The 26,342-nt window shown below is 60.8% G+C and carries 23 protein-coding genes; 6 read left to right on the top strand and 17 right to left on the bottom strand.

Going from position 1 to position 26,342, the window contains the following annotated elements:
- Positions 1 to 8 precede the first annotated feature (8 nt).
- The 4 genes from HDE75_RS23450 to HDE75_RS23435 are packed head-to-tail and all read right to left on the bottom strand — an operon-like array spanning position 9 to position 4,603.
- On the bottom strand, positions 9 to 1,148 hold the full coding sequence (locus tag HDE75_RS23450; RefSeq protein ID WP_260174305.1) for an enoyl-CoA hydratase/isomerase family protein: 1,140 nt from the start codon (positions 1,146 to 1,148) through the stop codon (positions 9 to 11).
- Entirely contained in the window at positions 1,141 to 1,926 is a 786-nt protein-coding gene (locus tag HDE75_RS23445; protein WP_183681346.1) for an enoyl-CoA hydratase, read from the bottom strand. Before HDE75_RS23445 ends, HDE75_RS23450 begins: the two co-directional genes overlap by 8 nt.
- A complete protein-coding gene (locus tag HDE75_RS23440) occupies positions 1,923 to 3,083 on the bottom strand; it encodes an acyl-CoA dehydrogenase family protein (RefSeq protein WP_183681349.1) in 1,161 nt (386 codons plus the stop codon). Before HDE75_RS23440 ends, HDE75_RS23445 begins: the two co-directional genes overlap by 4 nt.
- An 11-nt stretch (positions 3,084 to 3,094) precedes the next feature.
- Positions 3,095 to 4,603 (bottom strand): CoA-acylating methylmalonate-semialdehyde dehydrogenase, encoded by a 1,509-nt coding sequence (locus HDE75_RS23435; protein WP_183681352.1) that lies wholly within the window; start codon positions 4,601 to 4,603, stop codon positions 3,095 to 3,097.
- Positions 4,604 to 4,761: 158 nt separating this feature from the next.
- Between HDE75_RS23435 and HDE75_RS23430 the strand changes: the two genes are divergently transcribed.
- The gene (locus HDE75_RS23430; RefSeq protein WP_183681355.1) at positions 4,762 to 6,147 is read left to right on the top strand and encodes a short-chain fatty acyl-CoA regulator family protein; all 1,386 of its coding nucleotides are present in this window, start codon (positions 4,762 to 4,764) and stop codon (positions 6,145 to 6,147) included.
- 10 nt (positions 6,148 to 6,157) lie between these two features.
- On the opposite strand, the gene HDE75_RS23425 is transcribed toward HDE75_RS23430, so the two are convergent.
- Genes HDE75_RS23425 through HDE75_RS23395 form a run of 7 tightly spaced genes read right to left on the bottom strand, consistent with a single transcriptional unit; the run spans position 6,158 to position 13,132 of the window.
- On the bottom strand, positions 6,158 to 7,240 hold the full coding sequence (locus tag HDE75_RS23425; RefSeq protein WP_183681358.1) for an adenosine deaminase family protein: 1,083 nt from the start codon (positions 7,238 to 7,240) through the stop codon (positions 6,158 to 6,160).
- 39 nt (positions 7,241 to 7,279) lie between these two features.
- The gene (locus tag HDE75_RS23420) at positions 7,280 to 8,224 is read right to left on the bottom strand and encodes a nucleoside hydrolase (protein WP_260174306.1); all 945 of its coding nucleotides are present in this window, start codon (positions 8,222 to 8,224) and stop codon (positions 7,280 to 7,282) included.
- A 27-nt stretch (positions 8,225 to 8,251) separates the two neighbouring features.
- Positions 8,252 to 9,283, bottom strand: a complete 1,032-nt coding sequence (locus HDE75_RS23415) for an ABC transporter ATP-binding protein (protein ID WP_183681361.1) — start codon at positions 9,281 to 9,283, stop codon at positions 8,252 to 8,254.
- A gap of 7 nt (positions 9,284 to 9,290) precedes the next feature.
- Positions 9,291 to 10,070, bottom strand: a complete 780-nt coding sequence (locus tag HDE75_RS23410) for an ABC transporter permease (protein ID WP_183681364.1) — start codon at positions 10,068 to 10,070, stop codon at positions 9,291 to 9,293.
- Positions 10,067 to 10,906, bottom strand: coding sequence for an ABC transporter permease (locus HDE75_RS23405; protein ID WP_183681366.1), 840 nt, complete (start codon positions 10,904 to 10,906; stop codon positions 10,067 to 10,069). Before HDE75_RS23405 ends, HDE75_RS23410 begins: the two co-directional genes overlap by 4 nt.
- A gap of 21 nt (positions 10,907 to 10,927) precedes the next feature.
- Positions 10,928 to 11,950 carry an ABC transporter substrate-binding protein gene (locus HDE75_RS23400; RefSeq protein WP_260174307.1) on the bottom strand — a complete coding sequence of 341 codons (1,023 nt, stop codon included), beginning with the start codon at positions 11,948 to 11,950 and terminating at the stop codon, positions 10,928 to 10,930.
- Positions 11,951 to 12,007: 57 nt separating this feature from the next.
- Positions 12,008 to 13,132 carry a porin gene (locus HDE75_RS23395; RefSeq protein WP_260178641.1) on the bottom strand — a complete coding sequence of 375 codons (1,125 nt, stop codon included), beginning with the start codon at positions 13,130 to 13,132 and terminating at the stop codon, positions 12,008 to 12,010.
- Positions 13,133 to 13,364: 232 nt separating this feature from the next.
- On the opposite strand from HDE75_RS23395, the gene HDE75_RS23390 reads away from it, so the two are divergent.
- Positions 13,365 to 14,282, top strand: coding sequence for a LysR family transcriptional regulator (locus HDE75_RS23390; protein ID WP_183681372.1), 918 nt, complete (start codon positions 13,365 to 13,367; stop codon positions 14,280 to 14,282).
- Here the strand turns inward: HDE75_RS23390 and rsmA are convergent.
- The 4 genes from rsmA to HDE75_RS23370 form a co-directional block, all read right to left on the bottom strand.
- Positions 14,279 to 15,064 carry a 16S rRNA (adenine(1518)-N(6)/adenine(1519)-N(6))-dimethyltransferase RsmA gene (gene rsmA, locus HDE75_RS23385; protein WP_183681375.1) on the bottom strand — a complete coding sequence of 262 codons (786 nt, stop codon included), beginning with the start codon at positions 15,062 to 15,064 and terminating at the stop codon, positions 14,279 to 14,281. The two genes, HDE75_RS23390 and rsmA, sit on opposite strands and share 4 nt — an antisense overlap.
- Before the next feature lie 51 nt (positions 15,065 to 15,115).
- Positions 15,116 to 16,186, bottom strand: a complete 1,071-nt coding sequence (gene pdxA / locus HDE75_RS23380) for a 4-hydroxythreonine-4-phosphate dehydrogenase PdxA (RefSeq protein ID WP_183681650.1) — start codon at positions 16,184 to 16,186, stop codon at positions 15,116 to 15,118.
- Between the two features lie 47 nt (positions 16,187 to 16,233).
- Positions 16,234 to 17,673, bottom strand: a complete 1,440-nt coding sequence (locus HDE75_RS23375) for a peptidylprolyl isomerase (protein WP_183681379.1) — start codon at positions 17,671 to 17,673, stop codon at positions 16,234 to 16,236.
- A 103-nt stretch (positions 17,674 to 17,776) separates the two neighbouring features.
- Positions 17,777 to 20,044, bottom strand: a complete 2,268-nt coding sequence (locus HDE75_RS23370) for an LPS-assembly protein LptD (protein WP_183681381.1) — start codon at positions 20,042 to 20,044, stop codon at positions 17,777 to 17,779.
- Between the two features lie 99 nt (positions 20,045 to 20,143).
- On the opposite strand from HDE75_RS23370, the gene HDE75_RS23365 reads away from it, so the two are divergent.
- Genes HDE75_RS23365 through HDE75_RS23350 form a run of 4 tightly spaced genes read left to right on the top strand, consistent with a single transcriptional unit; the run spans position 20,144 to position 24,483 of the window.
- Positions 20,144 to 21,211 carry an aminoglycoside phosphotransferase family protein gene (locus HDE75_RS23365; protein WP_183681385.1) on the top strand — a complete coding sequence of 356 codons (1,068 nt, stop codon included), beginning with the start codon at positions 20,144 to 20,146 and terminating at the stop codon, positions 21,209 to 21,211.
- Between the two features lie 60 nt (positions 21,212 to 21,271).
- The gene (gene murU / locus HDE75_RS23360) at positions 21,272 to 22,003 is read left to right on the top strand and encodes an N-acetylmuramate alpha-1-phosphate uridylyltransferase MurU (RefSeq protein ID WP_183681387.1); all 732 of its coding nucleotides are present in this window, start codon (positions 21,272 to 21,274) and stop codon (positions 22,001 to 22,003) included.
- Positions 22,003 to 23,325, top strand: coding sequence for an aminopeptidase P N-terminal domain-containing protein (locus HDE75_RS23355; protein WP_183681653.1), 1,323 nt, complete (start codon positions 22,003 to 22,005; stop codon positions 23,323 to 23,325). The genes murU and HDE75_RS23355 overlap by 1 nt, the downstream gene beginning before the upstream one ends.
- Positions 23,326 to 23,334: 9 nt before the next feature.
- Positions 23,335 to 24,483 carry a UbiH/UbiF/VisC/COQ6 family ubiquinone biosynthesis hydroxylase gene (locus HDE75_RS23350; protein ID WP_183681389.1) on the top strand — a complete coding sequence of 383 codons (1,149 nt, stop codon included), beginning with the start codon at positions 23,335 to 23,337 and terminating at the stop codon, positions 24,481 to 24,483.
- Between the two features lie 62 nt (positions 24,484 to 24,545).
- On the opposite strand, the gene HDE75_RS23345 is transcribed toward HDE75_RS23350, so the two are convergent.
- Together HDE75_RS23345 and HDE75_RS23340 are read right to left on the bottom strand one after the other, a co-directional pair.
- Positions 24,546 to 26,000: an NAD(P)(+) transhydrogenase (Re/Si-specific) subunit beta gene (locus tag HDE75_RS23345; RefSeq protein ID WP_183681656.1), complete on the bottom strand. Its 1,455-nt coding sequence runs from the start codon at positions 25,998 to 26,000 to the stop codon at positions 24,546 to 24,548.
- An 8-nt stretch (positions 26,001 to 26,008) separates the two neighbouring features.
- Positions 26,009 to 26,323: an NAD(P) transhydrogenase subunit alpha part 2 gene (locus tag HDE75_RS23340; RefSeq protein ID WP_183681392.1), complete on the bottom strand. Its 315-nt coding sequence runs from the start codon at positions 26,321 to 26,323 to the stop codon at positions 26,009 to 26,011.
- Positions 26,324 to 26,342 lie beyond the last annotated feature (19 nt).

Below are 26,342 nucleotides of genomic sequence, written 5' to 3'. Positions count from 1 at the left end.
CTGTTCTTTTAATGTAGGTCGTTCAGTGGATGCTGTGTCCACGGCGCGGCAAAATATTCGTCCAGATACTTCTCACTGATGCCGTCCAGGCTGGCCGGCAACCATACAGGCGCGTTGTCCTTGTCGATCAGCAAGGCGCGCACGCCTTCCGCAAAATCGGCATGGGCGCAGCATTGCACGGCCACGATCAATTCCAGCTGGAATACTTGCGCCAGGCTCAGGTGCCGCGTGCGCTCGCGCATGGCCCACACCAGCGCGGCCGACGTGGGCGCGCCCTTGGCCAGCGAGTGGGCGGCCTTTTGCAGCCAGGCCACATCGCCATCGTAGGCAGCAATCGCGGCCACCACTTCCGGCAAGGTCGGCGCTTGCGTCAATGCGGCAATCGTATCGAAGTTGGCACGCACTTCCGACACCGGTAGCAAAGAGGCTGGCGCCGAGAAACCCCGCAGCAAACGGTCGAGCTGCTGGTGATTTTCCTGCGGCGAGGCTTGCCACTGGGCCAGGATCAGCGCTTCGAGCACCATGGCCCGCTCTTCCTGTTGCAGGAAATAATCACCGAGCCCCGCAAACAGGGCGTCGGCCGCATTCATGGGAGCGCCCGTCAAGCCCAGGAACAAGCCGCTGCGCCCTGGCATGCGGCCCAGGAACCAGCTGCCGCCCACATCGGGGAACAGGCCAATCGTAATTTCAGGCATGGCGATGCGCGTGCTTTCCGTCACCACGCGATGGCTGGCGCCCGCCATCAAACCCAGGCCGCCCCCCATGACGATGCCGCCGCCCCATACCAGCAGCGGTTTGGCATAGGTATGGATGCGGTGGTCGAGCCGGTATTCTTCCTCGAAGAAGGCCAGCGCCAGCGGATTGGGCACCACGCCCGGCTGTTCCACCACCGCTGCACGCAGGCTGCGTACGTCGCCGCCCGCGCAAAAGGCCTTGTCGGTGGACGATTGCAACACCACGCAAGCGATAGCCTCATCGTTGGCCCAGCGCACGAGCGCGCCATCGATGGCCCGTATCATGTCCAGGTTCAAGGCATGCAAGGACTTCGGCGCATCGAGCGTGATCACGCCCAATTTCATGCCGCCGGGACAGTTGCGTTCTTCAATCTTGACGGTATCAAGCACGGGTTTATTCACGATCTCAACCATTGGTCCACTCCGCCTGGCGTTTTTCCAGGAAAGCCAATACGCCCTCTTTCTGGTCTTGCGTATCGAACAGGCCCAGGAACAAAGTGCGTTCATCGGGCAAGGATTGCGCCAGCGGTTTGCTGCGCGCGCCCTGGATCAGGGTCTTGCACGCCGTCACGCTGCCAGGACTCTGGCGCGCCACCTTGGCCGCCAGCGCCAGCGCGGCCGTCAAGCCCTGGCCGGTGGCCACCACTTCTTCGACCAGGCCGATGGACAGGGCTTTGGCCGCATCGACACGCTCGCCGCACAAGATCATGCGCTTGGCCCAGCCTTCGCCCACCAGCCAGGCCAGGTTTTGCGTGCCGCCCGCGCAGGGCAGCAAGCCGACGGACGCTTCCGGCAAGGCCATTTGCGCATGCTCTTCGGCAATACGGATATCGCAAGCGAGTGCGCATTCCAGACCGCCGCCCATGGCATAACCATTGATGGCGGCAATGCTGACGCCACGAAACGCGGACAGCGCCTCGAAGGCCTCGCCAAACGCGGCCGCCATGTCAAAGGCCATGGTTTTGTCGCCGTCGGCGAAGACTTTCAGGTCGGCGCCGGCCGAGAAAAACTTGGCACCACCGCCCGTGATCACCAGCGCATACACGTCCGGGTCCGCGTTCAGGTCAGTGACCAGTTCCTTCAGGGCACGCAGGCTGGCCAGTGTCCAGGTGTGGGCCGGTGGATTGTCCAGCGTGACGAGGGCCGTGTGTTCGCGCCGCTCCAGCAGCAGATTGCTATAAGTTTTAGTCATCGTAAGGTCTCCGTGGCGCCGTCTTTCAAGATCGCTCGCGCGACGATCAGGCGCATGATTTCATTGGTCCCTTCCAGAATTTGATGTACGCGCGTGTCGCGCACATGGCGCTCCAGCGGATACTCGCGGATATAGCCGTAGCCACCGTGCAATTGCAGCGCATCGTTGGCCACATTGAAACCGACGTCAGTGGCGAAACGCTTGGCCATGGCGCAATACGCGGTGGCGTCCGGGCTTTCCTGATCCAGCTTCCAGGCCGCCAGGCGCACGATCTGGCGCGCCGCCACCAGTTCCGTCAACATGTCGGCCAGCTTGAATTGCAAGGCCTGGAACTGGGCCAGCTCGCGGCCGAACTGGGTGCGCTCCTTCATATAGGCTTGCGCCCGCGTCAAGGCAGCCTGGGCCGTTCCCACCGAGCACGTGGCGATATTGATGCGGCCGCCATCGATGCCCTTCATGGCAATGACAAAGCCCTCGCCTTCCGCGCCCAGCAGATTGGCCGCCGGCACTTTCACTTGGTCAAAACTGATGATGCGCGTGGGCTGGCTATTCCAGCCCATCTTTTCTTCTTTCTTGCCATACACAATACCGGGCAAGTTGGCCGGCACGGCAAACGCGGAAATACCAGCCGCGCCCTCGCCGCCCGTGCGTGCCATGACGATCAGCATATCGGTCTGGCCCGCACCGGAAATAAAGGCTTTCGTACCGTCCAGTACATAAAAGTCACCATCCTTGACGGCTTTGGTGCGTAGCGAAGCCGCGTCTGACCCCGATTGCGGTTCCGTCAGGCAATAACTGGCCAGTTTCTGGCCCGCCGCCAGGGCTGGCACCCACTCGTCGCACAGGGCTTCCTGGCCCCAGCGCGACAGCATCCAGGTGGCCATATTGTGGATGGTGATGTAGGCCGTGGTCGAGGTGCAACCACCGGCCAGCTCTTCAAAGACAATGGCCGCATCCTGGCGCGACAAGCCCAGGCCGCCCCAGCGCTGCGGCGTGTACAGGCCGCAAAAGCCCATCTCGCCCGCCTTGGCAATCGTTTCCACCGGGAAAATCGACTCTGCATCCCAGTGCGCCGCGTGGGGCGCCAGCTCGCCTTCGGCAAACGCGCGCGCCGCCTGCTGGAACTCGCGCTGATCGTCGCTCAGTTCAAAGTCCATGTTGCAACTCCTTACTTGAGGCTGATGGTGGTATTGACCTTGCCCACCGAAGCCGCATCCGTAAACCATCGCTGCGTGACCGTTTGCGTTTGCGTGTAAAACAGCACGACTTGTTTGCCGAACGGGCCCAGGTCGCCCAGTTTCGAACCGCGCGAACCGGTAAAGCTGAACAGGGGAACCGGCACGGGGATAGGCACGTTGATGCCCACCTGGCCCACGTCAATTTCTTCCTGGAAGTAGCGCGCTGCTGCGCCGCTTTGCGTAAACAGCGCCGTGCCATTGCCGTTCGGATTCGCGTTGACGAGGGCAATTGCTTCATCGAGGGTATCGACTTCGACCACGATCAGCACAGGGCCAAAGATTTCCTGGTCATACACGGCCATGCCCGGTTTCACGCCAGACAGAATGGTGGGGCCGACGAAGTTACCGTTCGGATAGCCCGCCACTTTCACGTCGCGGCCATCGAGGGTCAAGGTCGCGCCCTGCTCCACGCCCTTGGCGATCAGGCTAAATACGCGCTCTTTCGCCGCGCAGGAAATCACGGGGCCCAGGTCCGGGTTATCCTTGCCCGCGCCCACCGTCAGGGTTTGCGCCTTGGCGGCCAGTTCCGGCAACCAGTCGCGTGCTTCGCCTACCAGCACGGCCACCGAGGCGGCCATGCAGCGCTGGCCAGCCGCGCCAAAACCGGCGCCCAGCAACTGGTTCAGGGTTTGTTCCTTGTTGGCATCTGGCAAGACCACGGCGTGGTTCTTGGCGCCCATCATGCATTGCGCACGCTTGCCGTTCAGGCTGGCGCGCTGGTAGACATGCGTGCCCACCTTGCTGGAGCCGACAAACGAAATCGCCTTGATGTCCGGATGGTCGCACAGGGCGTTGACCACGTCTTCGCCGCCGTGGATCACGTTCAGCACGCCCGCAGGAATGCCTGCCTCAATCGCCAGGCGCACCAGCTTTTCCGTCACCAGCGGATCTTGCTCGGAGGGTTTCAGCACGAAGGTGTTACCGCAGGCAATCGCCATCGGGAACATCCACAGCGGGATCATGGCCGGGAAATTGAACGGCGTAATGCCGGCGCACACGCCCAGCGGCTGCAGCACGCTGTAGGTATCGACGCCACCGGCCACGTTTTGCGCAAACTCGCCCATTTGCAGGGTGCCGATATTGGCTGCATGCTCCACCACTTCCAGGCCGCGGAACACATCGCCTTCCGCGTCGAGCAAGGTCTTGCCCTGTTCCATGGTCAGGGTCGCGGCCAGGTCGGCCATGTTTTCGCGTATCAGTTGTTGCAACTTCAAAAAGATGCGGGCGCGCGCGCCAATCGGCGTCTTGCGCCAGGTTTTAAAGGCGCGCTGGGCAGCACCGATAGCGGCATTGACTTCATCGGGCGTGGCGAACGGCACATGGGCCAACACTTCCTGGGTGGCCGGGTTGACGACATCGCGCCAGACGGTGGTTTTGGATTCCACCCACTCGCCATTGATCAATAAGGGAACGGTAGGGATATTGTTTTGCGTAGTCACTCGGTGTCTCCTGATTTTAAGGATAGGTCTGTTTGCATTATTCGCACATTCCCCCGTGCGAACAAGGCGTGAAAATGCGAGATAATGCAAAGCTGAATCTGTTAATCTGCAAATATTGTAAATTTGCAGATTCCACAAGCCGAGGAAGAGAGACAGCGATGGCAAAGGTTTTCATGGGCGTGCGCCTGCAGCGGCTGCGCGAAGAGCGGCGCATGACGCAGGTGGCGCTGGCCAAGGCCCTGGGTATATCGCCCAGCTATCTGAACCAGATGGAACGCAACCAGCGCCCGCTGACGGTGCCCATCTTGCTGCGCATCGGCAGCGTGCTGGGGGTCGATCCACAGATCTTCTCGGAGCACGACAGCGCAAGCCTGGTGGCCGACGTGCGCGACGTGTTTGGCGAATTGCCCGACGCGCCGCCCACCTCGATGGCGGAACTGAAGATGCTGGTGGAAAACATGCCCGAGCTGGCCCGCTCGATCCTGCTATTGCAGCGCCGCTACCGGGTCATGGCCGAGCGGGCCGACACCCTGGCCGCGCGCCTGGACGATGGCAGCCGGGGCGCCAGTTCGGCCGCGCCATCCACCGACGAAGAGGTGCGCGAATACCTGAACCGACGGCAAAACTATATCGATGAACTGGACCGGGCAGCCGAAGCCGTGGCCGAAGAGCTGCCTGGCGGCCAGCGCACCCACGATGCGCTGCAAACCCGTTTGCTGGAACGCCACGGCATCCGCGTGCAATTATCCGATGGCGATGCGGGCATGGTGCGCAAGCACCGCTACGATGCCCAGCAGCATATCTTGTGGCTGCCCGACACCTTGACGGGCGGCCAGCGCGCCTTCCAGATGGCGGCGCAAATCAGCTTGCTGGAACACAGTGCCCTGATCGATGGTCTGGTGCTGGCGGCCGGTTTTTCGGGCGCGGGCGCGCAAACGAGCGCACGCCTGGCCTTGTCGAATTATTTTGCAGGCGCCTTGCTGATGCCCTATCAGCGCTTCTTGCAGGCGGCCGAAAGCCGCGCCTACGATATCGAACGCCTGGCGCACCAGTTTGGCGTGGGGTTTGAAGCCGTGTGCCACCGCCTGAGCACCATGCAGCGCCCCGACGCGGCCGGGCTACCGTTCTTCTTCGTGCGCGTGGACCGCGCGGGCAATGTTTCGAAACGCCAGTCGGCCACCGACTTTCACTTTTCAAGAGTGGGCGGCACCTGTCCGCTGTGGATCGTCTACGACGCCTTCAGCCATCCGGGCCAGGTGCTGACGCAAGTGGCCAGCATGCCGGACGGCTGCACCCATCTGTGGATCGCGCGCCAGGTCAGTACGGCATCACCGGGTTTCCGGGCGCCGGGCAAGACCTTCGCGGTGGCGCTGGGCTGCGATATCTCGCAGGCGCACCGGCTGATTTATTCGAAGGGACTCGATTTGCACGACCCGGCTGGCGCCACGCCGATCGGCACGGGCTGCAAGGTGTGCGAGCGGCAGGCGTGCCCGCAGCGGGCGTTTCCATCGCTGCTGCTGGCACCACCGCCGCCATCGGCCTGAAGAGGATTGATTATTCGGCGACCCGCGCACGCAGCACATCGAACTGTCGCGTAAATTCCACTTTCCAGTCGCGCCGCATGCTGTCATCGATCCAGGCCGCATCGAGGCCATTGAGCATAAAGCCGCGCATATCGTCCAGGCCGAAACCGAATTCGCGCATCATCAGCCAGGCGCCCGTCGGCGTCACATGGTGCAGGGTGGGATCATCCGAATTCGGATGCAGACGCAGGCCCAGCCTGGCCATGGTGCGGATCGGGTGATCGAGCGCCCAGCGCTCCGGCGCCAGGGTGCGCAGATAATAGGAATTGGTGGGCACGACCGTGAAGATCAGGTCCTGTTCCACGCAGCGCTGCGCCAGCGCGGCATTGTCGACGATGGTGTAGCCATGGTCGACCCGATCCACCTGCAACAGGTCGACCGCTGTTTCCACATTCATCCACGGCATGCCGAATTCACCCGCGTGCGCCGTGCATTTGAAACCGGCTTCGCGCGCCAGGCGGTAGGCCTCGGCGAACAGTTCCGGCGGCCGGTCGTTTTCACGGTAATCGATGCCGATGCCGATCACTTCCGGTGCGCGGTAGGCCTTCATCCATTCCACCATCTGCACTGCCTCAGCAGGGCTGGCTTCACGGTCTATGCTGGGGATCAAGCGGCCGATGACGCCGAAATCGCGCTGCGCATCGCGGATGGCGGCCACGATGGCGTCTTGCGCCGACTCGTAGCGGATTCCCGACACGCGCACGGTGCCGGTCGGGTTCCAGAAAAACTCGGCATAACGCACGTTGTGGCTGTGCGCGTCTTCCAGGTATTCATAGGCCAGGCAATACAGGTCGGATGGCGAAATGATCAGGTGTGCATCGAGCGCGCGCAGCACGCGCAGCACGCCCACCGGTTTATCGCCGCGCGTATAAAAGGCGTCGATTTCCTCGGGCGTGACGACATTGCCGCTCTTCGCGGCCAGCGCGCGGAAAGTAGCCTGGCGTACCGTGCCGAACAGGTGGCAATGCAGCTCCACCTTGGGCATGGCGTGGACAAACTGCTCAATGGTCAAGGCAGTGGTCAGGGAGGAAGCAGGCAAGATGTCGGTGCTCATGAAACTCGATTCGTTAAGAGTAGAGGGCTTACAGCAGGATCACAGCAAAACTGCCGTCAGGCGGCGCATCAATCGCTCGATGGCTTGCGGCCCATCGGCCAGCATCGCCACCTGCGTGTTGATCGGTGCGCGGCGCGGCACGCGGAATTCGCACACCGTCATGCCACGCGTCAGTTCGCCCTTCAATTCGACGGCCACATGGGCAGGCTGGAACTGGAACAGCTGCGGCGCTTCCAGGTACAGGGCCACCACCGGGTCATACATGGGCATGGGCACGGAACCGTCGGCGCTACGGATGCGCACATAGGCTTCCAGGTAGCCAGCCAGGGTCAGGGCGCGCGGCGTGCCGATAGTACGCAGGCGCGCCACTTCCACGTTGGTCACCAGCAGCTGGCGGCACAAATTCAAGCCAAACATGCGCAGCGGGATACCGGCCTGGAAGACTTGTGCCGCCGCTTCCGGGTCGGAATAAATATTGAATTCGGCGGCGGCCGTGTGATTGCCCTGGTCGGTCGAGCCGCCCATCAAAATGATTTCCACGATCTTGCCGGCGATATCCGGCGCCTTGGACAGCGCCGTCGCCAGATTGGTCATCGGTGCAATCGCCAGTATCGTGATCTGGCCAGGATGCGCACGCACGGCATCGATCAGGGCATCGACGGCATGGCCAGGCGCATCGCCGGCCGCGCCGGGCGGCAAGGGCGTGCCGGTGGTCGGCATGCCCGTGTCGCCCAGGATGCGCTGCGCCGTTTCGATCTCGCCCACCAGCGGCTGCTCGCAACCGCGGTACATGGGCACCGTCAAACCGTCATTGGCCTTGATGCGCAAGGCATTGTCGTAGGTGATGTCGACCGGTGCATTACCAGTCGCCACGCTCACGCCCAGCCATTCGATATCGGGATTGCTACCCAATAGCAGCATCGTCAGCCAGTCGTCAAAACCGGGATCGGTATCGAGCCATATCTTTTTCAGGGTCTTGTCCATGGAGTGTCCAGTCGCATCAAAAGAAGATCAAGCTTGCAGGCACAGGGCACTGTCAGCAGGCAGCGCGAAGCTGACCGCCGTGCCTTCGCGCCAGGCAGCACTGGCGGCGGTGCTGATGCCCTTGACGTGGCCCAGTGGCGTATCGAGCAGGTATTCCACCGTATCGCCCAGGAAGCCGCGCGCCAGCACCGTGCCCGGATACTGGCCAGCCGCATCGTCGGCGGCGCAGACGCGTACCTTGTCCGGACGCCAGCCCAGTACCGTGGTGCCGGACGCCACTGGCGCCGTGTAGGCCATGCGCGTATCGCCGTGGCATAGCGCGCCGTTGCGGTAATCGAACAGGTTTTCCACGCCCATGAAGTTGGCCACGAAACGCGACGATGGCGTATTGAACACCGCTTCCGGCACGTCTAGCTGCTCGATGCGCCCGCCATTCATGACCACGATACGGTCCGACAGCGCCAGCGCTTCTTCCTGGTCATGCGTCACGTACAGCATGGTGATGCCCAGTTCGCGCTGGATGCGGCGCAGTTCGGCGCGCATCTGCACGCGCAGCTTGGCGTCCAGGTTCGACAGCGGTTCATCGAGCAGCAGCAAGGCCGGTTCGACCACGATGGCGCGCGCCAGCGCCACGCGCTGCTGCTGGCCGCCGGACATCTGCGCCGGCAGGCGCGTCTCGAAACCGGCCAGGCCCACGGCCGCGATCACCGCTTCGACACGGGTCTTCAGTTCGGCGGGAGCGACCTTGCGCAAGCGCAAACCGAAAGCCACGTTGTCATACACATTCAGGTGCGGGAACAGTGCATACGACTGGAACACCATGCCGATATTGCGCTTGTTGGGCGGCAGCTTGCCGATGTCGCGGCCATTCAACACGATGCTGCCCGACTGCAGCGGCATCAGGCCGGCAATCGCGCGCATGGTGGTGGTCTTGCCGCAGCCGCTGGGGCCCAGCAGCGAGATCAGTTCGCCCTGCTCCACTTTCAGGTCCAGGTCTTTCACCGAGGTGGTGTTCTTTGCGTAGCCGAGGTTCAGCTTGTGCAGTTCCAGATAACTCATGGTGTCCTTACATGTATTTTGAAATGCCCAGCACCTTCTCGGTCACCAGCACGAAGGCCATGGTGAACAGCACCAGCAAGGTGGAGATGGCGGCGATCGATGGATCGAAGCTGTTTTCCATATGGCCCAGCATCTCGATCGGCAAGGTGCTGATGCCAGGGCCCGTCAGGAACAGCGAGACAGGCACCTGGTTGAACGAGGTGACAAAGGCCAGGAAGAAGGCCGCGATCACGGCGTTGCGGATATTCGGCAGCACGATCATGGCGAAGGTGCGCAAACGCGACGCGCCCAGGGTGATGGCCGCATCTTCGATATCGACGCGCAGATTGACCAGGCTGGCATACACCACCCGCACCGCATACGGTATCAAGAGCGCGATATGGCCGATCAGCAGACCCAGATACACGGGCGCATTAATCGTCAGCACCAGGTGATTCAACAAACCCAGGCCAACCAGGATGGCGGGAATGATCAGCGGCGACGTCAAGACCTGGCGGATCACACCGATGCCCGGTGGCGGCATGCGCGAAAACGCATACGCCACGGGAATGCCCAGCGCCAGCGCCACCACGGTGGCGATCAGGCCGATTTCCAGGCTGGTCTGGAAGGCGCGGCGGAAGTCTGGCGCAGCCCACACTTCAAAGATCCAGCGCAGCGAATACGAGGGCGGCGGAAACACCATGGTTTCGCCGCCGGAAAAACCGGCCAGCACCACGATGGCGAATGGCCCCAGCAGGAACAGGAATACCAGCCACAGCATCAAACGCGATAACAGACTTTGCTTCATACAGAACTCCGGCTAGACGAGATACGTTTGAGGACCGCATTCACCAGCAGGGTCATGCAAACCAGGATGACGGCGATCACATTGGCGGCGCCAAAGTCGCTCTCCACGCTGACCTTTTGATACAGCAGGGTTTCGAGCATCAGCACCTTGGTGCCACCCAGCAGGGCTGGCGTGACATAGGCCGTGACGCAACCCGTAAATACCAGCGTGCCACCGACCACCAGGCCTTCCTGCGTCAGCGGCAGGGTGACTTTGCAAAACACTTGCCAGGGATTGGCGCCCAGGGTGGCGGCAGCCGGTTCCACGTCGCGCGGCAGGTTTTCCAGCGCGCCCGAGAGCGACATCAGCATCAGCGGCAGCAGCAATTGCAGCAAGCCGACAAACACGGCAAATTCGCTGAACAGCAGACGCAAAGGCTCGTCGGTAAAGCCCATGCTGACCAGGGCAGCATTGACGGCGCCGTTACGGCCCAGCAGCACGATCCAGGCGTAGGTACGGGCAATCGGCGAGACCATCAGCGGCAAGATCATCATGCCGACCACCATGCCGCGCCAGCGCGGCGTGACCTTGGCGATCGCCTGCGCGGCCGGGTAGCCGAGGATCACCGACGCAATGGTCACCATGGCGGCGATGCGCAGGGTACGCCAAAAGATGGTGCGGTTAAACTCTTCCGAAAAGAAGGCGATGAAACGGTCGAAGCCCCACTGCATGCCGTCGCCGACACGGAAGGCGTCGACCAGCAGCGCCAGCACCGGCAGCAGGAAGCAGACGACGATAAAGATCAGCGCTGGCAGGACCAGCAACAGGCCCAGGCGTTTTTTAGGATCAGCAAACATGCGGTTCTCTCTTCGTCACCACTACTTGCTCATGGCCTTGTTCCACTTCTCCATCCAGTTCGAACGCTGTTTCAGGATGACGTCAGGCTTGACGAACTTGAGCGAGCTGATTTGATCGGGACCATAGGTATTGAATTGCGCCGCCGCCACCGACAAACGCACTTCCTTGTTGACGGGCGAGTCGACCAGGTTGGTCGCCAGCTGGGTCTGCACTTCCTTGGACAGCCAGAAATCCATCAGCTGGTAAGCCAGGTCCGCATTCTTCGATTTGGCGACGATGCCCATCACGTTCATGCCGGCCGCCTGGCCTTCGGCGGGAATTGCCCATTTCAGGGGCAAGCCCGTCTTGAGCATTTGCGACCAGGTGAAACGGGCCACCGGTGCGGCCCAGATTTCATCTTGCGCGAACAGCGCTGCCAGCTGCGCGCTGTTTTTCGAGAACGTCACGACATTGCCCTTCATGCCGGCGATCTTGGCAAAGCCGGTGGCGTAGTCGTCGGTCTTGCCGCCCCAGGCCGCGTCGGCCATGCGCAGCATCAGCGGACCTTGCGTGGTGCTCACGTCAGGGAAGGCTACGCGGCCTTTCAGTTCAGGGCGCCACAGGTCTTTCCACGAGGTCAGCGGCGCGATCTTGTCGCTGCGGTACACCAGGCCCACCGAATACAGGGTGTAGCCGACGGCGAAATTGCCGCCGATCGGGTTTTTCGCCACATCGTACAACTGGCCGTAGTTGCTCAGCTTGCTGTATTCCATGGGCTGGATCAGCCCCTTTTGCGCCGCTTCCAGCATGCCGGAATCGGACAGCAGCACCAGGTCGATCACCGGGTTGTTACGGTGAGCAACCAGTTTGGCGATGCGGTCGGCGTTATTACCCGTTTCCACCTTGATTTCGCAACCGCACTTGGCCTTGAACGGCTCGTACACATATTTCATGAACAAGGGCTGGGCAATCGGATAGGCCGAAATGACCAGCTCGCGTTTTTCCGCGTGGGCGGCATGGGCCAGCAGGCCGAGGCTCAAGGCCAGCAAAAGTTGCTTTTTCAAGGTGCGTCCTTTCAAGGGGCGGCGCTACAAGACAGCGCCTGTAAAGATGATTCGATATCAGAAATAATGTCGCATGCCGACAATCAACACACTCTGCGTCTTGCCTTGTGATGCGCCGAAACCGAACACGCGCGCAAACGTGGCGTCGCCGGCCGCCTTCTGATAACTCCAGGTGACGGCCACGTCCGTGCGCTTGGAGAGGAAGTAGTCGGCCTGGAAGTTAACCTGATGCCATTTCGGCGACTTGTTGATCACATCGTATTTACCGGTGGTAAAGAAATACGAGGCGCCCAGGTTCAGCGCTTCCGTCAGCTTGTGGTTCATGTTCAAGTCCACGTTTTGCAAGGTCAGACTGCTCTGGTCCAGGTAGTGGTAGCGTACATTGGTGTACAGCAAGCCAAACTTGGTCCTGCCCACATTATAAAAGCCTCCCGTGCCGGCGATCGCCTGGCTGCGTACGCCGGCCGCGCCCTTCAGTGCGCTCTTGTTGAAAATCAGCAGGGGGCTGGCGTAATCGTTGCCCAGTGCGCCATCCGGTGCAGCGGGATTATTCGGGTAGTCAAATTTGGTGTAGGCCAGGGCCCAGCTGAAGTCATCGACTTTGTAGCCGGTACCCACACTGTAGGCCCGGTTCTGGCTGGAATTCTCTGCATTTTCGCTATAGCCATACAGGCCCGTGAACGACAGGTTGCGGATGGTCGGGCTGACATACTTGATGGCGTTCTGCACGCGCAGATTGTTATAGCCATTGTCGTTGTCGCCGATATGCACGCCGTTACTGGCGATCACCACCGGGCCCAGGTAATCCTTGACGGCTTCATACTGGCGGCCCAGGGTCAAAGTACCCTTGTCGACGCTCGACAAGCCGACATACGACTGGCGGCCAAACAGGCGGCCGCTTTGCGCGGAAGTGCCTGTCATCACATTGAAACCGTTTTCCAGCACAAATAAAGCTTTCAAACCGTCACCCAGGTCTTCCTGGCCGCGAAAACCGATGCGGGGATTCTGGTTGCTGCCGCTGATGGCATGCGTCAAGGCATGGCCGCCTTCATCCGAGGTGTAGCCGATACCGGCCGACAGCAAACCATACACTTGCACACTGCTTTGCTCTTGCGCCTGCGCTGCAGCTTGCGCCGCCAGCAAGCCACCCAACACCATCGTTCCAGTCATCCATTTGTTCATCGCCGCCGCCCTTGAGAGTTTATCCGCTGAATTTTTTTGAGTTCTTGTGATTTTTATGATTACGTCGCTTGAATCCGCGGATGCCGACGGTGACGGCACCGCATTTCAAGTACTGATCTGAAATTTGTTGCTTTCATGATAAGTAAAGACCAGTCCAGAATATGGTAAATTGCGGGATAAGAAAATTTGTTTATTTTTATAAATCCATTACTTTTTTTAATAAGCAAAACGCATGCATGAACTGAGCAAGAAAATCTCATTGCGACATTTGCAAGCTTTTTCCACGCTGGCCCGTGTAAACAGCTTTAGCAAGGCTGCACAAGAATTGTGCGTGACCCAGCCGGCGCTGAGCGCATCGATCAAACTGTTGGAAAATCAGCTGGGAAAGAAGTTGTTTAATCGCACAACTCACCAGCTGGAATTGACGCGCGAAGGCAAGCTGGCGCTGGACTACACCACGCATTTGCTCAATACGGCCAGCAATACCTTTGCCGATATCCAGCGCGCCATCGGTAGCGGGCGGCACCGTATCCGCATCGGCGCGATTCCTTCCGCCATGGCGATGACGGCCGTGGTGGTAGCCCGCTATAACGAACAGCATGGCGATGAAGTGGAAATCGTCCTGTCGGACATGCCCAACGATGGTTTGCTGCATGCGCTGCACTCGGGCCAGCTGGACTTTTGCGTGGGCATCGAAGTGCCGGGCTCGGCATCACTGGAAACGGTGGGCCTGTTCGAAGACGAGCTGGTGCTGGTCACGGCCGGCCGCCATGCGCTCGCTTCCCTGAAGGAAATACGCTGGGAGCAACTGGCGGGCCAGGAAATCGTGGTGTTTACCAAGGGCAGTATCTGGGAATTCGCTTCCAGCGCCCTGCACCAGCATGGTTTAAACCCCACCACCCTGTATCAGATGGTGCACAGCGAATCGCTGTACGGCGTGGTGCGCGCCGGCATCGCGGTCGGCATCATGCCCAGCCTGTACACCACCTTTCTCAACGACGAAGACTTGCACGTGGCACCGCTGCGCCAACCCACTTGCAAGCGCAAGATCGCCCTGATGCGGCGCAATGAAATCAGCCGCAACCACCATGTGGACGACTGTTTTTCAGCGTTGCGGCAAGATTTACAGCAAGTCGACCACTGGTTTTAATCGGCAACTGGTGCTTTGAGCAGATTGGCCAGCGCGACATACTGCTCCAGGCTCACGGTTTCCGGACGCAGGGTAGGATCGATGCCGGCAGCGATGATCTGCTCTTCCGTAAACATACCTGCCAGGCAATTGCGGATCACCTTGCGGCGCTGCGAAAACGCTTTCATCACCACCGCTTCCAGGGTTTCCTGGTCGCATGGCAAACGCTTGGCCACAGGAATCATGCGCACGATGGCCGATTCCACTTTCGGCGGCGGATCGAAGGCGGTCGGCGGCACGATGAACAGCAGCGACATGTTGTAGCGCCATTGCAGCATCACCGACAAGCGGCCATAGGCCTTGCTGCCCGGTTCGGCGACCATGCGTTCGACCACTTCCTTTTGCAGCATGAAATGCTGGTCCAGTACCAGCGGCGCAAACTCCGCCAGGTGGAACAGCAGCGGGCTGGAGATGTTATATGGCAAGTTACCCACGATGCGCAGCTTTTGGCCGGCCGGCACGGGAATTTTCGCAAAGTCGAATTTCAGCGCATCGCCCGAGTGGATGGTCAGCTTGGCTGGATTGAACGTCTTTTCCAGGCGCACGATCAGGTCGCGGTCCAGCTCGACCACATGCATCTGCTTCAAGTGGCGCAGCAACTGTTCCGTCATGGCGCCCAGGCCAGGGCCGATCTCGACCATGGCATCGTCTGCTTGCGGCGCGATGGCGGCCGTGATGTCGTCCAGGACGAAGCGGTCATGCAGGAAGTTCTGGCCAAAGCGTTTGCGGGCTACGTGTTTCATATGCTGTTTTTCTATAAATGCGGTAAGGCAGGGTGTAACGAAGCGGAAAGATCAGGTACGGGAACTCGCTTGCAGCATGTCCAGCGCCGTGCTCAAGGCCTGCTGCATGCTGTGGCAATCGGCCAGGCCCAGCCCTTGTGCGGCCAGGTCCAGCGCCGTGCCGTGATCGACCGAGGTGCGTATCAGCGGCAAACCCAAGGTGACATTGATGCCGCGCCCGAAGGTGGCGTATTTCAACACGGGCAAGCCCTGGTCATGGTACATGGCCAGCACGCAATCAGCGTCAGCCAAATATTTCTGCTGGAACAAGGTATCGGCCGGATACGGTCCGCGCGCATCGATGCCGCGCGCCTTCGCCGCGGCAATCGCCGGAGCAATCACGTCGATTTCCTCGCGTCCCAGGTAACCGCCCTCGCCCGCATGCGGGTTCAGGCCGGTGACCAGGATGCGCGGCGCGGCGATGCCGAATTTTTGTTGCAAGTCGGCATGGATAATGTCCAGCGTCACAGCCAGGCTGTCCAGGGTGATGGCTGCCGGCACGTCTTTCAAAGGCAGATGGGTGGTCGCCAGCGCCACGCGCAAGGTCGGCTCGCCATGGCCCGGTTCGCCGGCCAGCATCATCACCACCTGTTGGGTGCCCGTCTTTTCAGCCAGGTATTCCGTGTGGCCCGAAAAAGCCACGCCCGCGTCATTGATGGTGCTTTTTTGCAGCGGCGCGGTGACCATGGCGCCAAACCAGCCCGCCTGTATGCCTTCCACGGCGGCATCCAGCGTGGCCAGCACGGCACGGCCATTATCCTTGTCGAGCACGCCAGGGATGACATTATTGACGGTAGGAATATCGATCACGGCCAGGCGGCCGGGACCGAAATGCGGCAAGCCGCTGTTACGCACGGCTTGCAAGGACAGCGCCGCCAGGCGTATTTCCGGGTCGATCAGGCTGGCCGTCAGCGCCAGGAAGGCCGCGTCGCCCAGCAAGATGCAATTGACCTCATGGCGCATGGCCCAGGCGGCGCGGATCGAAATTTCAGGACCGACACCGGCCGGCTCGCCACAGGTAATGGCAATCGCCGGACGCAAGCCGGGGCTGACAACAGGACGTACTGCCGCGCCGGGCGCCACAGGAGATGATTGATGCTGGGCACTCACGCGCGGTTCCTTTGCTTTGCTTACTGGTCGTCAGGGCGAATTTCAACGTAGGCGCGGTCGCGCACTTCGCGGGCCCAGTCTTCCGTTGCTTCTTCCAGTTTGCGCTCGCGCAAGGCATTGCGGGCAGCGTTGCGTTCTTTCTCTTTCGAGACGTCGTCGGTCTTGCGTTCCAACACTTCGATTAAGTGATAGCCAAAGCTCGATTCCACCGGATCGCTGATCTGGCCAGGTTTGAGGGCATTCATCGCTGTTTCAAATTCCGGCGTGGTGTCGCCTGGCGACAACCAACCCACATCGCCGCCCTTGCTGGCCGAGCTATCGTTGGAGAACTGGCGAGCCAGCTCTTCAAACGTGGCCGTCTTGTTCTCGATGCGCTCCTTGAAATCCGCCAGCTTGCGCTTGGCATCGGCGGCCGACATGGTCGGCGTGACTTTGAGCAAGATGTGGCGCGCATGCGTCTGCTGCACGGCAGCCACGGCTTGCGCTTCGGCCGCCGTGCGGCGGTCCACCAGTTTCAGGATATGGAAACCGGTATTGCTCTTGATGATGGGCGTGATCTGGCCCGCCTTCAATTTCAACAGCTGTTCCGTGAACAGCGGTGGCAGGCGGTCGCTATTGCGCCAGCCGATCTCCCCGCCGCTTAGCGCATCGCTGGCGTCGGAATAGGTGGCTGCCATCTTGGCAAAATCGGCGCCCGTACGCAATTGACGGCTGACCTCTTCGGCGCGCGCGCGGCGTGCAGCGATTTGTTCAGGGCTCGAATTTTCCGGGATGCGCACCAGGATCTGCGACAGATTCATCTCGATCTGTTCGCTGGCAGCGGCTTTTTCACCGGCCAGGAAGTTATCCACTTCGGCGTCGGAAATCTGGATCTTGGCATCGACTTCATGTTCGCGCAAACGCTGCATGATGATTTCATCACGGATTTCTTCGCGGAACGTTGCAAATGGCGTGCCTTCTTTTTCCATCTGGTTGCGCAAGTCCTGCACCGTCATTTTTTGCTGTTCAGCAATACGGCCAATCGCGCGGTCCAGGGTGATGTCATCCACGCGCACGCCCATTTCCTTGGCCAGCTGCATTTGCGCGCGCTCGACAATCATGCGTTCCAGCAATTGACGGCGCAGGTCGGCAGGGTCAGGCAAAGGAACGTTCTGCGCCTTCATGCGCTGTTCCACGCTCTTGATGCGCGCTGCCACTTCATTACGCGTAATCACATCGTCATTGACGACGACAGCGATCGAATCGATGGTTTGGCCGCTGCTCGACGCAGGCGGCGTGAAACCCTTGACGGGTGCTGCAGCCGCTGGCGCCGCTGGTGCCGGCACGGCAGGCGCCGCGACCGGCGCCGCTACGGGAGCGGCTGGTGTGGCAGGGGTTGCAGCCTCTTGCGCCCAGACACTACTGGTCGTCGCGCCGGAAACGGCGCACAACAAAACCGCTGCAATTTTGAGTTGGTGCATACTGGCATTACGCATAATGTGTAGAGCGCTCATGAGTTCAAGTGAATAAAAAAACCGGTTTGCGCCAGCGCCAGGGGCACTGGCGGCGGCAGCGCTGCCCATCTTAACGGATAGGCGAGCTCAATGGCTGATAGCCAGGGATAGTTTTGGTAAATGTTTCCAAGCCATTTGCACCCAGCCCCAGGCCATTCGACAGGCCCGTCAATTCCAGCTGGAAGAAAATAGGCGTCGAAGAGGTATTGGCCGTGGTCACGAAACGCTGTGCCCCCATGCGGAACACCCAGCAATCACCCTTGTATTCCAGGGCGACCAACGCTTCGATCAGGCGGCGGTCCATCAGCGAGTAACTGATGCGGCCCACGCCATACAAACGATCCGTCAGCGGCCATTGGGTCGACACGTCCGTATTGCGGAAACTGCCGTTTTGATAACGATTAGCAATATTCACCACCTTTTTCGGGGCTGGCTGATATTGCAGCGAGTAGCTCGAGCTGGTCAACTGGTGTTCGGAGGGATTGTACTGCACCAGGCTGTCGACGGTCCAAGTCTCCGACACGCGGCCCGTTGCCGCCAGCAAGATATCCGAACGCGTCTGGTTGACCGGCGTGGTGGAATCGAGCTGCACGCGCTGGTCGGCAAAGTAAAAACGCTGGCCAAACGTCAAACGCATGCGCTCTGCGCCATCGGGCTGCAAAAAGCGCGAAACCACCGCCGCCGTTACCTGGTTGGCGTCGCCGATACGGTCGCTGCCAATGAAGCGGTTTTCGGAAAAGATTTGCGTCAGGTCGAACGTGCCAGGGGCCGTATCGAAGTTCGGGAATTGCGATTGGTCGCGGTAAGGCGTGTAGACATAGAACAAACGCGGTTCCAGCGTTTGCGTACCGCCCTTGGTGCCAAACAGATTCGTGTCGCGCTCAAACACCAGGCCGCTATCGACCGACACCGTCGGCACGGTGCGCGTCAGCGAAGTCTTTGAATACTGCACCGCCGAGCCTGGATTGTTATCGAGTTGATACGCACTGGCATTCAACATCAGCTTGGGCGTGATGAAATAACCAGGACGAACGATGGGGAAACTGACTTGCGGCACGGCGACCACGCGTGTGCCCTGCACCTCCGTCGGGTGCGCGAAGCGCGTCACTTCACTGTCGAACGACCAGTCGAAGCCGCCCCACACATCATATTTGCCAGCGTGGAAATTGACCGATGGCAAGCGGTCATACGGGCGCGGGACGAGCAGGCTGGGGTTGGTAGCAGCAGCAGGATCTTGCAAGACCTGATAATTCTGCACGCGCGCCGTCAGGCTCCAGTCTTCGGTGCGGTAATCGGTGCGCAATTCACGCAGCAACTGGCGCTCGGTGGCGGTAGCCACGTTTTTCGAAAAATCGTTGGGGTAATTATTATCCGACGCATCGCGCAAATCCCAGCCATAGGTCCAGCCCGTGGCGACCGTTTGCTCATGCGAGGAACGGATCATGTAGCGGTCGGTCTTGGTTTGCTTGTCGTTCGGCAAATACTCGACATAGGTTTCGCCGTGATATGGCAAACCGTCATCGCTTTCGCCCATATAACGGGCATCGGCGCCCAGCTGGATACCGCGCCGCTGGATGTACTTCGGATACAAGGTCAGGTCGCGGTTCGGCGCGATATTAAAGTAATACGGTACCGTCAGCTCAAAACCGTTCTTCGAAGCAAAACCTGGCGTAGGCGCCAGCCAGCCCGAGCGGCGCGCACCCGACAGCGAAAACGAAATACCGGGCGTGCCGAGAATCGGTACACCCTTGAAATAGATGATGGTCTTGCTACCCGTGCCCACGTCGCGGCCCGTGTCCAGGTTCAGGGTGCTGGACTTCAGATACCAGTCCGGGTTCGGCCCTTCGCAGGTACTGTAGGTACCGTCGATCACATTGGCTTCGTCGGGATTGATGAAATCGACGCGCTCCGCCTTGCCCTGGCCATGGCCCACTTCAAAGCGGTAGGTGGGATTGAGCAGGAAACCCTTGCCCGTCTCCATGTTCAGCTTGAGCACATCGCCCGTGTAGTAGTCGCCGAAACGCTTCAGCTTGACATTGCCGTCTGCATCGAACTCATCTTCAACTTGTTTGTAACAAGCTGTATCGGAGGTCATTTTTGTGGTGGTTCCCCGCTCAATCACCACATCCGAGTTGAGATTGAGCTCCCTTTCCGGTCGTCCATCCATGCTTTCCGCCGTCATGACGGTGGGCGCATTCGGGTCTTCCACATGCACCGGGCGCTGAACGGCCGGGCGCTGGGCTTTCTGGGCGTAAGCAGGCACCGCCGTAGCAGCGACGAGCGCGCTGATGGCGAAAGCCCAGCGCTGCGAGGGGGGGGAGGCCGAAAACCAGCTCATGAATTGGACGGGGTAAGCACCATTGACAGGCGATTTTTTGATTTGAATCCCTTATTATATGGGAATCTGCATCATCAACCCGATTCCACAGGCCGCTTAATGTCATTCTCTTCCAATTCCCCTGCCGCGCCGGCCCAGACCGACGCTCGCCTGACCCTGTTGAAAGCCTGGTTGACCTCGCTTAACCTCGTCTCGGCCGATTCCGCCCGCCCCGCTTCCAGCGATGCCAGCTTCCGCCGCTACTTCCGCCTGGACGTCTTGCCCGGCGCCACCAACTTACCAGGAAGTACACTGATTGCCATGGATGCGCCGCCCGAGCGCGAAAACGTGCCCGCCTTCATCAAGGTGGCAGGTTTGCTGAAAAAAGCTGGCGTCTCCGTGCCCGAAATCATTGCGCAAGACCTGGAAAACGGTTTCCTGCTGCTGTCCGACCTGGGCACGACCACCTATCTGGACGCGCTGAACCATGACAACGCTGCCGTGCTATACGCCGAAGCGCTGGAGTCCTTGATGAAAATCCAGCAAGCGAGCGAACCAGGTGTGCTGCCCGAATTCGACCGCGCCTTCATCTTGCGCGAAATGAATCTGTTCCCCGAATGGTTTATCGGCAAGCACCTGGGCGCCACCCTGACGGACGTGCAGGCAACCCAGTTGAACAAGGTGTTTGAAGCCATCACGGCGAACATCTTGTCGCAGCAGCAAGTTTTCATGCACCGCGATTACCATTCGCGCAACTTGATGCATATTAACGACGGTTCCATCCCGAATCCCGGCATCCTCGATTTCCAGGATGCCGTGTTTGGTCCGATCACCTATGACATCGCCTCGCTGCTGCGCGACGCCTATATCCAGTGGGATGAAGAACTGGTGCTCGATTGGGTGATCCGCTACTGGCAGCGCGCCAAGCAGCTGGGTTTGCCGGTGAATCCCGATATCGACGCTTTTTACCGCGATTTCGAATTCACGGCCCTGCAGCGCCATCTGAAAATCCTCGGCCTGTTCGCGCGCCTGAACTACCGCGATGGCAAGGATATCTATATGGCCGACCTGCCAACCGTGCTCGACTACGTGCGCAAGACGGCCAACCGCTACACGGAACTCAAACCGCTGGTGCGCCTGCTCGATGCATTAGAGAACAAAACACCGCAAGTCGGTTATACCTTCTAAGCAAACCGCGCGGCCCAAGCCGCGCCTCATTCATCAAACGAATCAGAAACGAGTACCACCATGAAAGCCATGATCTTCGCCGCAGGCCGCGGTGAACGGATGCGTCCGCTCACCGATACCTGCCCCAAACCGCTGCTGAAAGTACGCGGGCGTCCATTGATCGTCTGGCATGTGCTGAACCTGGTGCGCGCCGGCATTACCGAGATCGTCATCAATCACTCGCATCTGGGCCATCTGATCGAAGAAACGCTGGGCGACGGCAGCCAGTTTGGCGCCCATATCGTCTATTCGCCGGAAAGCACGCCGCTGGAAACGGCCGGCGGGATCGCCCAGGCGCGCCACTTGCTGGGGGAAGAACCGTTCCTGGCCATTTCCGGCGATATCTATTGCCCCTATTTCGACTTCAGGCAAGTGCTCGACGTGCTGGCTGACAAGGATGTGCTGGGCACGCCGTATCCGGCCGACCAGCGCGACATTGCCTGGACTTATCTGGTGCCCAATCCCGACCATCACCCCAAGGGTGACTTCGGCCTGACCCTGTATTCGATCAACAATACGGGTACGCCAAAATGGACGTTCGGCAATATCGGCGTCTACCGGCCCGAAATGTTCGACGGCATCGCACCCGGCAGCCATGCCGGTCTCGGCGATCTGCTGCGCAAATATGCGGACCAGGGCCGTATCGGCGGCGAAGTCTATCCCGGCGAATGGACCAATGTGGGCACGCCGGCACAGCTGGACGAACTCAACGGCGTCAAAGCCGAGACTAAAACCAAGGCCAGCGCATCATGATGGCCAACTACGCGGCACGGCGCGCAGCGCTGATGGCACAGATGCTGCCAGGCAGCGTGGCCATCATCGCCACGGCGCCCGAAGTGCCGCGCAACAGCGATTGCGATTACCCGTATCGCCACGACAGCTATTTTTATTATCTCAGCGGTTTTACGGAACCGCACAGCGCGCTGGCCCTGGTCGCCGCCAGCGCCACGGCGCCTGCGCGGGCCATCTTGTTTTGCCGCGCCAAGAATACCGAACGTGAAATCTGGGATGGCTTCCGCCATGGACCGGAAGCGGCACGTCTCACCTTTGGCTTCGATGCCGCCTTTCCCATCGAGGAACTCGACGTGGAAATGGCGCGCCTGCTGGCCGATGCGCCAGCCCTGTACTACGCGCTCGGCGGCAGCCTCGATGCCCAAGTCAAACTATGGCTGCAACAGGTGCGGCAAAAAGCCCGCAGCGGCATCACGGCACCAGGCAGCGCACATGACATCAGCGGCATGCTCGACGCCATGCGTTTATACAAGGACAGCGAAGAACAAGCCTTGATGCGGCGTGCAGCAGATATTTCCAGCGCGGCCCACGCGCGCGCCATGCGCGCCACGCGCCCCGGCCTGCATGAATATGCGATCGAGGCGGAACTGCTGTACGAATTTCGCCGCAACGGCGCGCAGTTCCCGGCCTACTCGTCCATCGTGGCGGGCGGCGCCAACGCCTGCATCCTGCACTACAGCGCCAACAACGCGGTGTTGAACGATGGCGACCTGCTGCTGATCGACGCCGGCTGCGAACTCGATGGCTATGCCTCGGACATCACGCGCACCTGGCCGGTCAATGGCCGCTTCAGCGGACCGCAAAAGGCCCTGTATGAGCTGGTGCTGGCGGCGCAGCAGGCGGCGTTCGATGTGATACGCCCCGGCAGCGCGCAAAGCGCCATCCACGAAGCGGCCGTGCACGTGCTGGCGCAAGGCATGCTGGACTTGCGCCTGCTGGACCGGCAGCAGCATGGCGGCGTGCAAGACGTGATCGCCGATAAAAGCTATCTGCCGTTCTACATGCACGGCACCAGCCACTGGCTGGGCATGGACGTGCATGACGTGGGCGCCTACCGCGATACCGATGCGCCCGGCAAGCCGTGGCGCGCCCTGGAGCCAGGCATGGTGCTGACGGTGGAACCGGGCATCTATGTGCGCCCCGGCCCCGGCGTGCCCGAGCAGTTCTGGCATACCGGCATCCGCATCGAGGACGATGTGCTGGTCGCGCCGCAAGGCCATGAAATTCTCAGTACGGCGCCCAAGAGCATCGCTGAAATCGAACAACTGATGTCACAGGATTAAAGCCGTAGCATGCATACACCGCCCTCTTACGATTACGATCTCGCCATCTGCGGCGCCGGCCCGGTCGGCATGGCGCTGGCCGCGCTGCTGGTGCAAGACGGATCACGCGCCGGCGGCATCGCCCTGCTCGATGCGAAATCAATCGAACAAGCCAAACGCGATCCGCGCACCATCGCCCTGTCGCACGGCAGCCGCCAGATCCTGGAAGCGGCAGGCGCCTGGCCTGTCGAGGCCACGCCGATCCACCAGATCCACGTTTCGCGCCGCGGCCATTTCGGCCGCAGCCTGATGGACCGCAGCGAGCATCGAGTCGAAGCACTCGGTTATGTGGCGCGCTATGGCGCGGTGGTCAGCGTGCTGGCCGACGTCTCTGCGCAGCTGGGCATCGCCAGCCTGCGCCCGGCGCGGGTGACAGGCAACGCGGAAGATGCGGATGGCGTCAGCATCGCTATCGAACAGGATGGCGCCGCATCAAGCTTGCGCACGAAGCTGCTGGTGCAGGCCGAGGGTGGCCTGTTCGGCCAGCAGCAGGAACGCAGCCTCAGCCGCGACTACGGCCAAAGCGCCATCATCGCCCATGTGCGCGCCAGCAGCCCGATCGCCCATCGCGCCTACGAGCGTTTTACCGATGAAGGCCCGCTGGCCCTGCTGCCGCAAGACGATGGCTATGCACTGGTCTGGTGCGTACCACCGGCGCGCGCCGAACAATTGCTGGCGCTCGACGATAGCGCCTTTCTGGCACGCCTGGACACCGCCTTCGGCAGCCGCATGGGACGCTTCATGCACACCACGCCGCGCCTGGCTTATCCACTGGGCCTGAACGCCCAGGCAGGCGGCACAACGCGCACGGTGGCGATCGGCAATGCTGCGCAAACCCTGCACCCGGTTGCTGGCCAGGGCTTGAACCTGGGCTTGCGCGACGCCGCCGTGCTGGCTCGCGTGCTGGCGCAAGATGGCAGTCCGGCAGGCCTGGCACGCTATGCCGGCTTGCGCCAGGCCGACCGCAGCATGACCGTGCGCATCACCGACATCATGGCGCGCATCTTCACGGGCGCGGCACCGGTGCAAGGGCTGCTGGGTTTGTCGCTGGGATTGCTCGACGTCGTCAGCCCCGCGCGCAAGACGCTGGCGGAACTGATGATGTACGGCCGCCGCTAAAGATCGAGCATAAAGTCAACGGCCCGCACGATGGCGGGCCGCTGGCTGTAGCTGATGGCGTCTTATTCGACCGCTTTCAGCATATCTTCGATGACCTTCTTCGCATCGCCAAATACCATCATCGTGTTCGGCTGGTAAAACAGCTCATTGTCCAGGCCTGCATAACCGGAAGCCATCGAGCGCTTGTTGACGATGATGCTCTTGGCTTTGTACGCTTCCAGGATGGGCATGCCGGCGATCGGCGATTTCGGGTCTTTGGCGGCCGGGTTGACGACGTCGTTCGCGCCCAGCACCAGCACCACGTCGGTCTGGCCAAATTCGCCATTGATGTCTTCCATCTCGAACACCTGGTCGTACGGCACTTCGGCTTCGGCCAGCAGCACGTTCATGTGGCCCGGCATGCGCCCCGCTACCGGGTGGATCGCATACTTGACGGTGACGCCCTTGTGGGTGAGCTTTTCCACCAGCTCTTTCAGGGAATGCTGGGCGCGCGCTACAGCCAGGCCATAGCCGGGCACGATGATGACGGTTTCCGCATTGCCCATGATGAAGGCGGCGTCGTCTGCCGAACCCGATTTCACGGGCCGCTGTTCCTGCGCCGCGCCGCTGCCCGCTTGCGGCGCATCGCCGCCAAAGCCGCCCAGGATGACATTGAAAAACGAACGGTTCATGGCCTTGCACATGATGTAGGACAGGATTGCACCCGAGGACCCCACCAGCGAACCGGCGATGATCAACATCGAGTTATTCAGCGAAAAGCCGATGCCGGCCGCCGCCCAGCCCGAATAACTGTTCAGCATCGACACCACCACCGGCATGTCGGCCCCGCCAATCGGGATGATGATCAACACACCCAGCGCAAAGGCGATCAGGGCCATGATGATGAACGGCGTCCACGCAGGCTGCACACCATCGGCAAAGCAGAACACCAGGCCCAGGGCGACCATCACCAGCGCCAGCACCAGGTTGAGCAGGTGCTGCCCCTTGAAGCTGACTGGCGCCCCCTGGAACAGGCGGAATTTGTATTTGCCCGACAGCTTGCCGAAGGCGATCACGGAACCGGAAAACGTGATGGCGCCGACAAAGGTGCCGATAAACAGCTCGAAGCGGTTACCGAGCGGCAGCGCTTCGCCATGCCGGGCGATATTGAAGGCCCACGGTTCCGACACGGCCGCCACGGCGATGCAGACTGCGGCCAGGCCGATCAGCGAATGCATGGCCGCCACCAGTTCCGGCATCTTGGTCATTTCCACGGTTTTTGCCAGATAGGTGCCGATCACGCCGCCCACCACGATGCCCAGCACGACCAGCGGCAAGCCCAGGCCACCCGTTTGCTGTTCCTTCAGTTTCAGGATCAGGGCCACGGTGGTAATCGCCGCAATCGCCATGCCCGCCATGCCAAAGGCATTGCCGCGGCGCGCCGTCGATGGCGACGACAGGCCTTTCAAGGCCTGGATAAAGCACACGGAGGCGATCAGATACATCATCGTCACCAGGTTCATGCTGATGAAGCTCATGGGATCGCTCATGCCTTGTCTCCCTGCTTGGCCTTCGGCTCTTTTTTGCGGAACATTTCCAGCATGCGCTGCGTGACCAAAAAGCCGCCAAATACATTGACGGCGGCCAGCGCCACGGCCACCGTGCCGGCCACTTGCGCCAGCAAGCCTTCCGTCAGGCCGGCCGCCAGCATGGCGCCGACGATGATGATGGCGGAAATCGCGTTGGTGACGGCCATCAGCGGCGTATGCAGCGCCGGCGTAACGGTCCAGACGACGTGGTAGCCCACATAAATGGCCAGCACGAAGATGATCAGATTGGTGATGGTGTGACTGATTTCCATGACGCGCTTCTCCCTGTAC

The sequence above is a fragment of the Janthinobacterium silvisoli genome (assembly GCF_014200725.1).
Classification (GTDB): Bacteria; Pseudomonadota; Gammaproteobacteria; order Burkholderiales; family Burkholderiaceae_D; genus Janthinobacterium.
The sequence above is the reverse complement of the archived record's forward strand: the minus strand, read 5'-3'. Positions and strand labels throughout refer to the sequence as shown.

Coding starts and splice junctions, on each gene's coding strand:
- HDE75_RS23375 (WP_183681379.1), bottom strand. CDS start 17,673: ATGCACCAACTCAAAATTGCAGCGGTTTTGTTGTGCGCCGTTTCCGGC.
- HDE75_RS23430 (WP_183681355.1), top strand. CDS start 4,762: ATGGCAAAGGTTTTCATGGGCGTGCGCCTGCAGCGGCTGCGCGAAGAG.
- HDE75_RS23410 (WP_183681364.1), bottom strand. CDS start 10,070: ATGAAGCAAAGTCTGTTATCGCGTTTGATGCTGTGGCTGGTATTCCTG.
- HDE75_RS23350 (WP_183681389.1), top strand. CDS start 23,335: ATGCATACACCGCCCTCTTACGATTACGATCTCGCCATCTGCGGCGCC.
- HDE75_RS23450 (WP_260174305.1), bottom strand. CDS start 1,148: ATGGTTGAGATCGTGAATAAACCCGTGCTTGATACCGTCAAGATTGAA.
- HDE75_RS23445 (WP_183681346.1), bottom strand. CDS start 1,926: ATGACTAAAACTTATAGCAATCTGCTGCTGGAGCGGCGCGAACACACG.
- HDE75_RS23395 (WP_260178641.1), bottom strand. CDS start 13,132: ATGAACAAATGGATGACTGGAACGATGGTGTTGGGTGGCTTGCTGGCG.
- HDE75_RS23345 (WP_183681656.1), bottom strand. CDS start 26,000: ATGAGCTTCATCAGCATGAACCTGGTGACGATGATGTATCTGATCGCC.
- HDE75_RS23420 (WP_260174306.1), bottom strand. CDS start 8,224: ATGGACAAGACCCTGAAAAAGATATGGCTCGATACCGATCCCGGTTTT.
- HDE75_RS23370 (WP_183681381.1), bottom strand. CDS start 20,044: ATGAGCTGGTTTTCGGCCTCCCCCCCCTCGCAGCGCTGGGCTTTCGCC.
- HDE75_RS23440 (WP_183681349.1), bottom strand. CDS start 3,083: ATGGACTTTGAACTGAGCGACGATCAGCGCGAGTTCCAGCAGGCGGCG.
- HDE75_RS23355 (WP_183681653.1), top strand. CDS start 22,003: ATGGCCAACTACGCGGCACGGCGCGCAGCGCTGATGGCACAGATGCTG.
- rsmA (WP_183681375.1), bottom strand. CDS start 15,064: ATGAAACACGTAGCCCGCAAACGCTTTGGCCAGAACTTCCTGCATGAC.
- HDE75_RS23415 (WP_183681361.1), bottom strand. CDS start 9,283: ATGAGTTATCTGGAACTGCACAAGCTGAACCTCGGCTACGCAAAGAAC.
- HDE75_RS23425 (WP_183681358.1), bottom strand. CDS start 7,240: ATGAGCACCGACATCTTGCCTGCTTCCTCCCTGACCACTGCCTTGACC.
- HDE75_RS23340 (WP_183681392.1), bottom strand. CDS start 26,323: ATGGAAATCAGTCACACCATCACCAATCTGATCATCTTCGTGCTGGCC.
- HDE75_RS23390 (WP_183681372.1), top strand. CDS start 13,365: ATGCATGAACTGAGCAAGAAAATCTCATTGCGACATTTGCAAGCTTTT.
- HDE75_RS23405 (WP_183681366.1), bottom strand. CDS start 10,906: ATGTTTGCTGATCCTAAAAAACGCCTGGGCCTGTTGCTGGTCCTGCCA.
- murU (WP_183681387.1), top strand. CDS start 21,272: ATGAAAGCCATGATCTTCGCCGCAGGCCGCGGTGAACGGATGCGTCCG.
- HDE75_RS23365 (WP_183681385.1), top strand. CDS start 20,144: ATGTCATTCTCTTCCAATTCCCCTGCCGCGCCGGCCCAGACCGACGCT.